Origin of the sequence: Microbispora sp. NPDC046973, assembly GCF_040644495.1 — a bacterium.
GTDB lineage: Bacteria > Actinomycetota > Actinomycetes > Streptosporangiales > Streptosporangiaceae > Microbispora.
Genome location: NZ_JBEYWQ010000005.1, coordinates 279,268 through 290,763, shown reverse-complemented (window position 1 = coordinate 290,763; position 11,496 = coordinate 279,268). Strand labels below are relative to the sequence as shown.

Sequence of the window (11,496 nt, the reverse complement as noted above, 5' to 3'; positions counted from 1 at the left end):
CGACCCCCTGCGGGAACGGCTGAGGAAGCTCGGCTACGCCCGGCGATACCCGGCGGGTCGTCACCAGCGGTGGTGGACCTGCGGGCGGATCAGGTCGTCGTACACCTGGCGGACCGCGTCGTGGGTCTCGGCCGGCAGGGGCGGGAACTGGGCCGCCGCCGCGTTGGCCTCGGCCTGCCCGGCGTTGCGGGCGCCGGGGATCACGACACTGACGCCGGGCTGGTCGATGATCCAGCGCAGCGCGAACTGCGCCATCGTCATGCCGTCCGGCACGAGGCCGCGCAGCCGCTCGACCGCCTGGAGGCCCACGCCGTACTCGACGCCGGAGAAGGTCTCGCCGACGTCGAACGCCTCGCCCTGGCGGTTGAAGTTGCGGTGGTCGTCCTCGGCGAAGACCGTCTGCGGGCCGTACTTGCCCGACAGCAGGCCGCTCGCCAGCGGGACCCGGGCGATGATGCCGACGCCGGCCTTCTCCGCGGCGGGCAGGACCTCGTCCAGCGGCTTCAGCCGGAAGGCGTTGAGGATGATCTGCACCGTGGCCACGCCGGGACGCGCGATCGCGGTCAGCGCCTCGGCCACCGTCTCCACGCTCACGCCGTACGCGGCGATGCTGCCCTCGGCGACCAGCGTGTCGAGCCCGTCGAAGACCTCGTCGGTCTCGAAGACGGCGCTCGGCGGGCAGTGGAGCTGCACCAGGTCGAGCGTGTCGACGCCCAGGTTGGCGCGGGAGCGGTCGGTCCAGGCGCGGAAGTTGTCCAGCGTGTAGACCTCGGGCGTCTGCTGCACCCTGCGGCCCATCTTCGTGGCCACGGTCAGGCCGGACCGCTCCTTGATCAGCTTTCCGATGATCTTCTCGCTGCGGCCGTCGCCGTACACGTCGGCCGTGTCGATGAAGGTGGTCCCGGCGTCGACCGCGGCGTTGAGCGTGGCCAACGCGTCGGCCTCGCTCACCTCGCCCCAGTCGGCCCCGAGCTGCCACGCCCCCAGCCCGACGACGCCGACCTGCCTGCCCGTCCTGCCCAACACGCGCTGTTCCATGAGGTCAGATCGTAGCGGGGCAGCTCAGGCGGGGGCCGCTCCACCCGCCAGGTGGTGCAGGAACCAGTCGCGGGCGAGCCGTGCGACCGTCTCCAGCGCGCCCGGCTCCTCGAACAGGTGTGTGGCGCGGGGCACGATCTCCAGCCGGACCGGTGCGCTGATCGCCCGCATCGCCTCCCTGTTGAGGTCGAGGACGACGGAGTCGCGCTCCCCCACGATCAGCAGCGTCGGCTGGCGGACCGAGCGGAGCGCGCCGGCGGCGAGGTCGGGCCTGCCGCCCCTGGACACCACCGCCCCGACACCGCCGGGCCGCGTCGCCGCGGCGACGAGCGCGGCGGCGGCGCCGGTGCTCGCGCCGAACAGGCCGACGGGCAGACCGCCGACGACCTCGTCCTCGGGCAGCCGGTCGGCCAGCGCGCCCACCCTGTCGGCGAGCAGGCCGATGTCGAAGCGCAGGTGGCCGGTGACCGCGTCGACGCGCTCCTCCTCCACCGTGAGCAGGTCGGCCAGGACAGTGGCCAGTCCGGCCCGCTGCAGCTCCCCGGCGACGTACCGGTTGCGCGGGCTGTGCCGGCCGCTGCCGCTGCCGTGGGCGAACAGCACCGCTCCGCGGGCCTGCCGGGGGACCGCCACGTCGGCATCGAGCACGACATCGCCGACCGGCATCCGCACGCTGAGTTCGACTTCGCTCATGACGCCCGCCCCCCTCGGCCGCGCCCGGCTGAGCGGCACCGGACGATCAGGACGGCGCTGCACAACCGGGACGGCGCTGGACAACCGGGAGGCGTACCCCCGGCCGGTCGAGGCAAACCGGTGACGGCACGGCCTCCACGAGCGCGGCGACCGCAGGAGCGAGGTGAGCGCTGTGAGGTCAGGAGCGACGTGAGCGCAGCGCCTTGAGCACCCGCACGCCGTCGTCCTCCCCGGCCCGCGCGCCGCGGGACGCGCCATCCACCAGGCTCCGGTACTCCTCCGACTCCATGGGACACAGCGCGATGCGGCCGTCCCGGTCGAACAGCAGCCCCCAGCCGTATTTCTTCGGCAGCGGCGACGACCTCAGGCACGCCTGGGAACGGGAGAAGAACTGCTTCCTGAGCTCCGCGCGCCGCTCGGCGGGCAGGTCCGCCGGCAGGTCCTGGCGGCGCAGCCAGGTCTCGAACAGCACGTCCTCCTGCGTCAGCCCGTACGGCGCGCCGGAGATCAACTCATACTGCAGGACGGCGACGGTGGGCTTGCCGCCCCGGGCCGCGGGCACCTGCGCGGCGGTCACCGGGCAGTCGTCGGCGACCGCGATGAGCGTCGAGTAGTAGTTCAGATCCTCGGCCATGGCTCCACTATGCCCCAGGAGATCGGCGGCTCACTCCGCTCCGACCGCGCCCGCGGAGGGTCTGCCGAAGGCCGCAGGCGGGCGCGGCTCCGTGATGAGGCGCACCTCCTCGGGCAGGCCGCTCACGTACGCCTCGCCGCTCCCCTCCCGGGCGTCGAGATCGACCTTCGCCCCGGCGATGGTGAGTCCGGTCATGTGCACCTCGCCGAATCCCTGGGGCAGGACCGGGGAGACCCACACCTTGCCGATCGGCACCCAGGGGTCGAGGCGGAGCAGGATGCGCAGGATCTGGATCGGCGTCGCCGAGGCCCATGCCTGCGGCGAGCACGAGGTCGGGTACGGCACCGGAACGGGGAACTCCCCCCGGTCGAAGCCGCAGAACAGCTCGGGCAGCCGGTTGCCGAAGGCCTGTGCGGCGTCGAGCAGGCCCGTGGCGATGCGCTGGGCCTCCTCCACGAAGCCGTACCGCATGAGCCCGGCGGCCGCCAGCACGCTGTCGTGCGGCCACACCGAGCCGTTGTGGTAGCTCATCGGGTTGTAGGCGCCCATGTCGGAGGCGAGGGTGCGGACGCCGAACCCGGTGAACATCCGGGGCGACATCAGGTGCTCGGCGACGGCCCCCACCTTGTCCCGGTCGACGATGCCCGACCAGAGGCAGTGCCCCATGTTCGAGGCGAGCGCGTCGATGGGCCGCCCGTCGTGGTCGAGCCCCACCGCGAAGTAGCCGCGGTCGGGCAGCCAGAACTTCTCGTTGAAGTCCGCCCGGAGCTGGGCCGCCCGCTCCCGGGCGCGCCGTTCGGTCTCGACGTCCCCCACTTCCCTCGCGAAGTAGTGACTGGCGAGGTAGGCGCCGTAGGCGTACCCCTGGACCTCGGCGAGCGCGATGGGCGCGCGGGCGAGCGTCCCGTCGGCGAAGTTGATTCCGTCGAAGGAGTCCTTCCAGCCCTGGTTGAGCAGGCCCTGGTCGGTCTTGCGCTGGTACCACAGGAACCCGTCGCGCCGGGCGTACCGCCCCATCCATCGCAGCGCCGCCTGGGCGTGTGGCACCAGCTTCTCCAACGCGGACTGGTGCAGACCCCAGCGGCGCAGCTCTCCCAGAAGGACGACGAACAGCGGGGTGGAGTCGACCGAGCCGTAGTAGGCGTGGCCGCCACCTCCCTCACCCTGGCGGGCTCCGTACCGGAGCTCGTGCAGGATCTTGCCCGGCTCCTCCTCGGTGAGCGGGTCGACCTTGGTGCCCTGCAGCTCCGCCAGCCGGACCAGCGTCCCGTGTGCGAGGTTGGGGTCGAGCGGGAGCGCCAGCCACGAGGTGAGCAGGGAGTCGCGGCCGAACAGCGTCATGAACCAGGGCGCGCCCGCCGCCACGGTGGGCGGCAGCTCGGGATGGTCCGGATCGATGAGCCGCAGCGCGCCGAGGTCGTGGCGGGACTGGGCCAGGACGGCGCCGAACGCCTGGTTCGACGTCCTCACCTTCGGCACGTACTTGTCCCACTCGAACAGCCGCCCGGCCCGCTCGGCGAGCGCGGGCGACAACCGCTTCTCCTTGTACCAGGGCTCGGTCTCCACGCCGTCGATGATCGGGTTGACCTGCAGGCAGGCCGACCACTCGCCGCGTGGCGGGACCACCACGCGGAAGATGAGCAGGCGCGGGTTGGTCACCGCCAGCACCGGGGTGTCGCCGGCCTTGCCCAGCACCCGCACGCCCCTCGCCTTGCTCACGGAGAACAGGCGCAGCGACTGGTCCTCGGCCGCCGTCGTCACGTCGGCCACCCAGTGCACGCGGTGGGTCTTCACCTCGAACAGGTCGCACACGTCGGAGCCGATGTGCAGCGCCACCATGCAGCCGGCCGGCTCGTCGGCCATGTTGCGGATCACGACGTCCTCCGACAGGCCGCCGCCGATGTACCGGTCGCGGACGACCAGCAGCGTGCTCTCCGCCTGCCCCGGCCGCGGCTTGGCCCGGCCGACGAACGTCGCGTGGTACGGCTCGCCCGGCAGGACCTGCAACTCCTCGATGGGCCCGTCGTCGATGCGCAGCTCCCAGTGGGACAGCAGCCGGGTGTCGGCGTAGTAGATCCCGTGCGCCGATCCGGGGAAGATGTCGCCGCTGCGGGACGACACGCAGAACGACCCTCCCGACACGAGCGTCATCGCGCCCCCGCCCAGCGCAGTGGGCTGCCCCTCGAACGTCCACCCGCCCGTCATGCCCGATCACCCCGGCCCGGTCCCTCGGTCCCGACGGTTGCCCTCATACCCGGAGATGGCGCCGGTTTTCGCCATATTTACTGTCTTATTTCCAGATTGGGCGGTCCAGAGGGGTCTTTACCCGTCCATGACCCGGCGTTTCCTACTCTTCCGCCATGCGCAGGTGGGTGAGCTCGGAGGGGCACGAGGTGGACCCGGTCGTCATCGAGGGCCGCCCGCTGCTGCGCGTACGGCACCTGGGCTACCACGTCGGCTACTGCGCCTCCGTCGCGGAGGTGGCGGCCCACGTCGATCTCGCCGACCTGGTGGAGGTCGTCGACCTGCGTCACGCCGCCACGGCCCGCGGACATGGATGAGGGGTGAGCCGGACCGGCTCACCCCTCCGTCGCGCCACCGCGTCGCCTCACCGCGGCGCGGGCGCTCAGTCCCAGCCCGGCATGTTCCAGAAGTCGTCGGCCGCCTTGGGCTGCGCCTTGATCTGGGCCTTGGGCTGCGCCTTGATCTGGGTCTTGGGCTTGGCCTTGGCGGCGGCGGGCTTCGCCTTGCCGATCTTCGGCATGCCCCAGCCCTGGAGCGGCCGCGCCCAGGCGCCGGCGTCCTCGTCGTCGGCCTTCGCGCTCGGCGGCTTACCCGCGAAGTCGTTGCCGGACATCTTGGTGTACGTCGGCTGGTTGGACGTGGGGTGCAGGAAGACGTCCTGCGGCGAGCGCTGGCTGTTGTTCTTGCCGGTGGCGGGCATCGTGAACATGGAGCCCGGCTGCGATCCGTTCGCCTGGCTGCCGTTCATCGGGCCGCCGGCGGGCCTGCCGCCCACGACCGGGACGCCGGCCAGCGGGTTGCCTCCGGCGGGACCTCCGGCCGGCTGCTTGCCGGCCTGCCGGCCGCCGGCCGTCTCGCCGCCGGGCGCCTGCTTGCCGGTCATCGGGCCCTTGGGGCTCTGGCCGTTCGCCGTCGGTCCGTTCGCCCGCTTCTCGGCCTCGTCGTCGGCCGGGAAGAACGGGCCGACCTTCGCACCCTTGTCCAGGATGTCCAGGGCCTTGGAGGCGACGAAGTCGGGCTCCTCCGGGTGGTTCATCGCCATCGCGGCGATCTGCTTGCCGGGCGACATCGGCTCCTTGGCGGACAGCGGAGCCGGGTCCGCGGGAGCGGGACCGGACAGGAGAGCCGCGGCGAGTACGGCGGTGCATATAGGCATGAGAATTTCCCCCGAAATCTCGTGGACGATACAAGAACGAAGGTAAGCGCCCGATGCCGGGTGATCAGGGACCCGAAGCTCAGTGTCCGGTCAAATAAGAGGATCAGCCGCTTCAGGACATAGACCCCCAGGTCACCCTCTGCTTCGCCGATTTCCGGGCACGGGCGGTAGGCGGCACGGCGCGGCACCGGCCGGCGATTTGTTCTCAAAAGCGTGTCGGGTGAGTGGCGACACCGGCGAACTCGCCGGTCGGTCGCATGAGGGCGGTCATGGCACGTCAGGCACGTAGGCGCCGGCATGCCGGGCATGGAGAGGTCCGGCGCGAAGTGCCCCTCGGGAGGGGTTCCCGAGGCAGGAAAGAGGCAGGACAGAGGCAGGGAAGAGGCGGAAACGGCACGGGGGCGAGCCGCGAACGGCTCACCCCCGTGAAGGCTGTCGCAGGACGACGGCCGGTTACCTCGGCATGAGGACCTTGTCGATCTGGTAGACAGTGGCGTTGCTCGTCGCGATGTTCCCGCAGGTCACGGCGGCGTCGTTGACCTTGAGGCTGGAGTCGGACCCCGAGACGGTGAGCTTGCGCCCCTCGAGGGAGGTCAGCTGGCCGTGCATGTCCGCCGGTGCCTTGCGTCCCTTGACCACGTGGTAGGCCAGCAGTCCCCTGATCGACTTGCGGTTCGACATCAGCTGGTCGAGCTGGCTCTTCGGAATCTTGTTGAACGCCTCGTTCGTCGGCGCGAACACCGTGATGTCCTGGGCGGAGTTGAGCGTCTCGGCCAGCCCGGCCTTCTTCACGACACGCGCCAGCGTGGACAGCGACGGGATGTCGGAGAGCGCGGTGCCGACCGGAACCTTGGCCAGCTCGGCGGGGCTGCCCTTGCCCGAGGCCGGCAGCGAGGAGCAGCCCGCCCCGACGGGCGACCCGGCGACCGACGGCGACGCGGACGCCGACGGGGAGACGCTCTCGCTCGCCTCGGCGCTGGGGGTCTCGGTGGTCATGTCCGTGGCGGTCTCGTTGGCCGCGACCGGAGCCGCGGGATTGCCGCCGCCCTGGCTACCGCACGCCGCGGACATCGAAAGCGCCGCGGTCAGTGCGGCAAGGGCGAGCAGACGGGTATTCATGATCGTGTTTCCTTAGTCGTGGAAAGGTCGTTGCTGGGTGGCGGTCGGGTGCGTGATGAGACACGAAACGGACGCACCTATCGGTCCTGGGACCGGACGCGGTGCCCGGCGTGCCACCCGCACGACCGCCCGCGTCTTTGCGACCCCTGCGGACGGCGACACCGGAAGAGCCCGCCACACCGGCTCAGGACCGGTGTGGCGGGCCGTTCAGACGAGCCGGTCACACGGGCCTCTTCCATCAGGCCGTCTGGGGCGGGCTCATCAGTCGCGCGGCCGCTGATGCTGGCGGGGCCGGGCGATCGTCTTCGGGCGCGCCGTCTTCTGCTGCGCCGTCTTCTCGCCCCTCGGCGGCGGATAGGTCCTGGTCGACTGGATCCCCTGCGTCGGCCCGAAGGTGAACGGCTGCGGCGCCTCTCCGGGCTTGCCGGACGCGAAGACGGGCTGGATGAAGACGTCGCGCGTCTTGGGATCGATCATCGGGACGTACTTGGTCCCGTTCTGTCCTCCGGCTGCCGTGTCGCCCGCCGTGTCGCCCGCCGTCGCGGGCCGTCCGCCGTCCGCGCCGGGCCTGGCGGACGCGCCGGAGGCTCCGGGCCGGCTCGCCCCGGCCGGCGATCGGGGCGCGGCGGCGCTGTCGTCGCTCCTGCCGTCCATCCCGCTGGGAGCCATCCATGGCGGCGCCTGGGGAAGGGTGAACGGAAACTCCCCGGGCTGCGGCGCCATGCCGGGCAGCGACGCGAGTTGCGGCCGGCCCGAGGACGGCGCGGCGTTGTTGTTGTCCGTGGCTGCCCTCGTCCCGGGCGGGGCCGGGTCCGGCGGCACGGCGGCCGGCCCGGAAAGCAGGGCGGCGGCCAGTACGGCTGTGCAGAGAGGCATGAGACTCCCCCGAGGTCATGGATGGTACGAGCACGACGGTAAGCGCCGCACCGGGGAGTGATCACGCATCCGACGACCAATGTCCGGTCAAGCATGGTGATCGGGGGCTTCACCCGCAAAAGATCCCATCGCGCCCGCAAGCGGCCTCCGTACGCCCGCGGAGAGGCCGGCGTAGGGCGGCGAGGCCCACGCGTGAGGAGGGGACGGGCTCAGTCCGGCAGCCTGACCTCGATCGGCACCACGATCGGCGGATGCGAGGGCGGGTGCGGCACCGGCCGGCGCTCGAAGTAGTGCTCCAGGGCGCCCCGCAGCCGGTCGAGCGCCTCGTCGACCGTGTGCCCTTCGCAGGCCACCTCGACCTGGATGCACCGCGCGCAGTACAGGCCACCGTCCTCGGGAGTGACGGTCGCGGTCAGCCGCACGGTCCGCCCCATGCTCCCACCGTGCGCGGCGGCGGGCCGCGGTAATCCCGGGGCGCGGGCAACTGTACGGAGATTCTCACCCGGCCCGCAGGCGCTTCGTGCCGATTTTGCCTGATAGGGAGGCATGCCGGCGTCCTTTCGGGAGGATGACGCGTTTCCTCGGGTAGGGCCGGGCGCATGGGCGACAAAGACAAGAAGGAAGAGCCGTCGGTGGGCGACGAGGTCACCTGGAAGAGCCACGGCGGCGAGGCGGTCGGCAAGGTCGAAAAGAAGATCACCGAGCGCACGGAGGAGGCGGGCCGCACCGTGGCCGCCTCACCCGAGGACCCGCAGTTCCTCGTGCGCAGCGACAAGAGCGGCGGGACGGCGGTGCACAAGCCGTCGGCCCTGCATCCGAAGGAGTGACGTGACCGCCGACAGGGGGCAGACCGCGGCCGAGTTCGGTCAGGCGGTCAACATGTCCGTGGCCGAACTGGAGCGATGGCTGCGCGAGGAGCGGTCGAAGGAGGTCGGCGACAAGCCGGACGGTGGCGAGTCGACGGGTCACGAGTCCGGCCGGCGCATCGTGGCCATTCTCCGCAAGCACAAGGGCGAGCTGGACGACGAGGACTACGCCCACATGCGCAAGGTCGTCGGGTACGTCCACCGGCACCTGGCCCAGCGTCCCTCCGGGGACGTGCGGGAGACCCGCTGGCGGTACTCGCTGATGAACTGGGGCCACGACCCGCTGAAGTAGGGCCGTGGAGGGCGGGATCCGCTGACAGGGGTGCATCCGGTGGCGGCCGCGACGACGGCCGGCGCCGGCGTGGGTCCGGCGGCCCGATCAGGGACGTTCGATCGGAGGAGAGGTCCGGCAGCCGTGCGACCGCCGAACCCTTCTCACCGGCGCCCGGGGAACGCCGGGGCCGCGCTGTGTCCCGTCCTGCCGGACGAGCCGCGCCTTCAGTTGAGCGTCTTCTTCCACAGGAAGCCGCCGGGCAGGTTCACGGTGAGGGTGCGGCGCCCGTCGGCCGTCTTGGTGACACGGAAGGCGCGTCCGCCGAAACTGTGCCCGACGCCGCCGCGCGAGAGGTTGAGCCTGAACGGTCCCATCTTGATCGACTTCCGGTAGCTCCAGCCCATTGGTTCCTCCATGAATTCTCCGTGCCCTCGCGACTACCCCGGAAGACGATCAGCACACCGGCCGACCGGATCATCCCCGTTTACGACCGTGCCGCCGGGTATGGCCCGCAATGAGCTTTTCGGCCGTCAGGAACGCGATCGAATCGGCGGCCGGGCTCACGGACCCGACCTCGTCGGCGGGGTCTTCACCTCCTCACGGAGACGCCCGCCCGCGACCGGAAGGAGCGGTGTCATGGGACACGCCGGAGTGATGCTGGAGGCCTACCCCGCCGACCTCGGCGGCGTGGACAGGCAGGTGCTCGCGAACTGCATCGAGGCCTGCTTCGACTGCGCGCAGACCTGTACGGCCTGCGCCGACGCCTGCCTGAGCGAGCACGCGGTGGCGGAACTCGTCCGCTGCATCCGCACCAACCTCGACTGCGCCGACATCTGCGCGACGACGGGCCGGGTGCTGTCGCGGCACACGGGCTACGACGCGAACCTGACGCGCGCGCAGCTCGAGGCGTGCGCGCAGGCGTGCCGCAGCTGCGGCGACGAGTGCGGCCTGCACGCCCACATGCACGAGCACTGCCGGGTCTGCGCGCAGGCGTGCCGTCGCTGTGCCCAGTCCTGCAACGAGTTGCTGGCCGCGCTCGGCTGAGCGCCCGCCGCCAGCAGCGTCCCCACGGCGTCCCCACGGCGCCGCCGTGCCCACACCCGTGCCCGTGCCCGCCCCCGCCGCACGATTGCCGAGTGCGATGACATGGCCGCGAGAGGGACCGTGTAAAAACGGTTCCTATGGCAAAGGAAGCGGACGAGGAGCCGACCGGCGACGACCTGGAGGCCGTCACCGCCGCCGTGCTCACCGCCTCGCGCGTGCTCGTCGCGATCTCGGCGCGGTCCCTCGCCGCCGCGGAGGACAGGATCACCCTGCCGCAGTTCCGCATGCTGCTGGTGGTCGGGCAGGGTGAGACCAAGCTGGTGACGCTGGCGGACAGGCTCGGCGTCAATCCGTCGACGGCCATGCGCATGGCGGGCCGCCTCGCCGCCGCCGGTCTGCTGAAGCGTGAGGTGAATCCGCAGAACCGGCGGGAGACGCTGCTGCGGCTGACCGACGACGGCCGGCGGATCGTGGAGGAGGTCACCGCCCGGCGCAAGGAGGAGATCGCCGCGATCCTCACGCGGATGCCCGCGGCGCAGCGGCAGGCCCTCATCACCGCCATGCGGGGGTTCAACGACGCGGCGGGCGAACCGCCCGCCCGCATCGCCTTCCCGCTCGGCTGGCCGGGCCCGTCCTCCTGACCGGCCGCGCGACTTCTCGCAGCGGACTCAGCAGCCGGAGGCGGCGCAGGCCCCGGGAATGAGCCCGGGGGCTCCGTCGGCGCCCGACGGCACCTCACCCTGGTCCTGGCTGCCGCCGCCCTTCGAGGCGCCGCCCGTCTTGCCCGACGAGCCGGTCCCGGCCCGGCCCGCGCCGGAGCTCTTTCCTCCCGAGGAGGAGCCGCCGCCCGAGGAGCCGGAGGCGGTGTCCGCGCCGCTCCCGCCGGGGGCCTGGGCTCCGCCCGAGCCGTCGCCGCCGGACCCGATCGCGTCCTGGCCCCCCGACCCCTGATCCTCCGCGCCCTGATCCTCCGTGCCCTGGTCCGCCGGGCCCTGGTCCGCCGGGCCCTCCGCGTCCTGTCCGCCCTGAGCGTCGTCACCGGCGTCGTCACCGGCGGAACCGGCGGCGTCCTGGGCGGGGGCCGCCGACCGCCCCGCACCGGCGGGCGGGTCCGCGGGGCCCGAGCCGCCGCGGAGCGCGAAGCCCGCTCCCCCGGCGGCCAGCACGGCCACCAGGGCCGCAGCGGCGATGACGACGGGCTTCCTGTTCTTGGTCGTGCGGGGCGGCTCCTCCTGGCTGGAGAGGATCTCCTGCCGGAACCGGTCATCCTGGCTCGTCTGTGACGGGACGCGCCCTTGCATGTGAGACAACTCCCAGCGGTCGTTTCGGGGAAACCTCCACGGCTTCCGCAGGTGGCTGCCCACCCTAACCCCACTAGTGACCAAATTTCACAAAGACGTCTAAACAATCATGAATCTCCACGGGCGGCCGGACCTGCACCCCGCGACAAGTCCCCCGAGCGTGCTCATTCTTGAGCAAACAAGAAGTAAAGCCCCTCGGTAGCATCCCAGTGCCACTCCGGCTTCCCGCCCAGATCAGCACGTGGGAGACC

At 71.7% G+C, this 11,496-nt stretch carries 15 protein-coding genes; 5 read left to right on the top strand and 10 right to left on the bottom strand.

Annotated elements, in window-relative coordinates; translation table 11 throughout:
* Positions 1 to 60 precede the first annotated feature (60 nt).
* The 4 genes from ABZ860_RS13575 to ABZ860_RS13560 form a co-directional block, all read right to left on the bottom strand.
* Entirely contained in the window at positions 61 to 1,038 is a 978-nt protein-coding gene (locus ABZ860_RS13575) for an aldo/keto reductase (RefSeq protein WP_357219476.1), read from the bottom strand.
* 24 nt (positions 1,039 to 1,062) lie between these two features.
* A complete protein-coding gene (locus ABZ860_RS13570; RefSeq protein ID WP_357219473.1) occupies positions 1,063 to 1,731 on the bottom strand; it encodes a dienelactone hydrolase family protein in 669 nt (222 codons plus the stop codon).
* A 178-nt stretch (positions 1,732 to 1,909) separates the two neighbouring features.
* Positions 1,910 to 2,365 carry a DUF6157 family protein gene (locus ABZ860_RS13565; RefSeq protein ID WP_357219470.1) on the bottom strand — a complete coding sequence of 152 codons (456 nt, stop codon included), beginning with the start codon at positions 2,363 to 2,365 and terminating at the stop codon, positions 1,910 to 1,912.
* A gap of 30 nt (positions 2,366 to 2,395) precedes the next feature.
* Positions 2,396 to 4,570, bottom strand: a complete 2,175-nt coding sequence (locus tag ABZ860_RS13560; RefSeq protein ID WP_357219467.1) for a glycogen debranching N-terminal domain-containing protein — start codon at positions 4,568 to 4,570, stop codon at positions 2,396 to 2,398.
* Between the two features lie 155 nt (positions 4,571 to 4,725).
* Between ABZ860_RS13560 and ABZ860_RS13555 the strand changes: the two genes are divergently transcribed.
* The gene (locus ABZ860_RS13555; RefSeq protein WP_357219465.1) at positions 4,726 to 4,926 is read left to right on the top strand and encodes a transposase; all 201 of its coding nucleotides are present in this window, start codon (positions 4,726 to 4,728) and stop codon (positions 4,924 to 4,926) included.
* Between the two features lie 65 nt (positions 4,927 to 4,991).
* On the opposite strand, the gene ABZ860_RS13550 is transcribed toward ABZ860_RS13555, so the two are convergent.
* From ABZ860_RS13550 to ABZ860_RS13535, 4 genes are all read right to left on the bottom strand, one after another.
* Positions 4,992 to 5,765: a hypothetical protein gene (locus ABZ860_RS13550; RefSeq protein WP_357219462.1), complete on the bottom strand. Its 774-nt coding sequence runs from the start codon at positions 5,763 to 5,765 to the stop codon at positions 4,992 to 4,994.
* A 453-nt stretch (positions 5,766 to 6,218) separates the two neighbouring features.
* A complete protein-coding gene (locus tag ABZ860_RS13545; protein ID WP_357219459.1) occupies positions 6,219 to 6,884 on the bottom strand; it encodes a fasciclin domain-containing protein in 666 nt (221 codons plus the stop codon).
* Positions 6,885 to 7,145: 261 nt separating this feature from the next.
* Complete coding sequence (locus ABZ860_RS13540; protein ID WP_357219457.1) at positions 7,146 to 7,760, bottom strand: hypothetical protein; 615 nt, start codon at positions 7,758 to 7,760, stop codon at positions 7,146 to 7,148.
* 209 nt (positions 7,761 to 7,969) lie between these two features.
* Positions 7,970 to 8,194 carry a type II toxin-antitoxin system HicB family antitoxin gene (locus tag ABZ860_RS13535; RefSeq protein WP_357219455.1) on the bottom strand — a complete coding sequence of 75 codons (225 nt, stop codon included), beginning with the start codon at positions 8,192 to 8,194 and terminating at the stop codon, positions 7,970 to 7,972.
* Positions 8,195 to 8,359: 165 nt separating this feature from the next.
* On the opposite strand from ABZ860_RS13535, the gene ABZ860_RS13530 reads away from it, so the two are divergent.
* On the top strand, positions 8,360 to 8,587 hold the full coding sequence (locus ABZ860_RS13530; protein ID WP_357219452.1) for a DUF2945 domain-containing protein: 228 nt from the start codon (positions 8,360 to 8,362) through the stop codon (positions 8,585 to 8,587).
* 1 nt (position 8,588) lies between these two features.
* Positions 8,589 to 8,918, top strand: a complete 330-nt coding sequence (locus ABZ860_RS13525; protein WP_357219449.1) for a DUF3140 domain-containing protein — start codon at positions 8,589 to 8,591, stop codon at positions 8,916 to 8,918.
* 206 nt (positions 8,919 to 9,124) lie between these two features.
* Here ABZ860_RS13525 and ABZ860_RS13520 read toward each other — a convergent pair whose 3' ends face one another.
* On the bottom strand, positions 9,125 to 9,316 hold the full coding sequence (locus ABZ860_RS13520) for a DUF4236 domain-containing protein (RefSeq protein ID WP_357219446.1): 192 nt from the start codon (positions 9,314 to 9,316) through the stop codon (positions 9,125 to 9,127).
* 220 nt (positions 9,317 to 9,536) lie between these two features.
* On the opposite strand from ABZ860_RS13520, the gene ABZ860_RS13515 reads away from it, so the two are divergent.
* Both ABZ860_RS13515 and ABZ860_RS13510 read left to right on the top strand, forming a co-directional pair.
* Positions 9,537 to 9,944 carry a four-helix bundle copper-binding protein gene (locus ABZ860_RS13515; RefSeq protein ID WP_357219444.1) on the top strand — a complete coding sequence of 136 codons (408 nt, stop codon included), beginning with the start codon at positions 9,537 to 9,539 and terminating at the stop codon, positions 9,942 to 9,944.
* A 137-nt stretch (positions 9,945 to 10,081) separates the two neighbouring features.
* Positions 10,082 to 10,585: a MarR family transcriptional regulator gene (locus ABZ860_RS13510; RefSeq protein ID WP_357219442.1), complete on the top strand. Its 504-nt coding sequence runs from the start codon at positions 10,082 to 10,084 to the stop codon at positions 10,583 to 10,585.
* Between the two features lie 27 nt (positions 10,586 to 10,612).
* Here ABZ860_RS13510 and ABZ860_RS13505 read toward each other — a convergent pair whose 3' ends face one another.
* Positions 10,613 to 11,245, bottom strand: a complete 633-nt coding sequence (locus tag ABZ860_RS13505) for a hypothetical protein (protein ID WP_357219440.1) — start codon at positions 11,243 to 11,245, stop codon at positions 10,613 to 10,615.
* Positions 11,246 to 11,496: the final 251 nt, after the last annotated feature.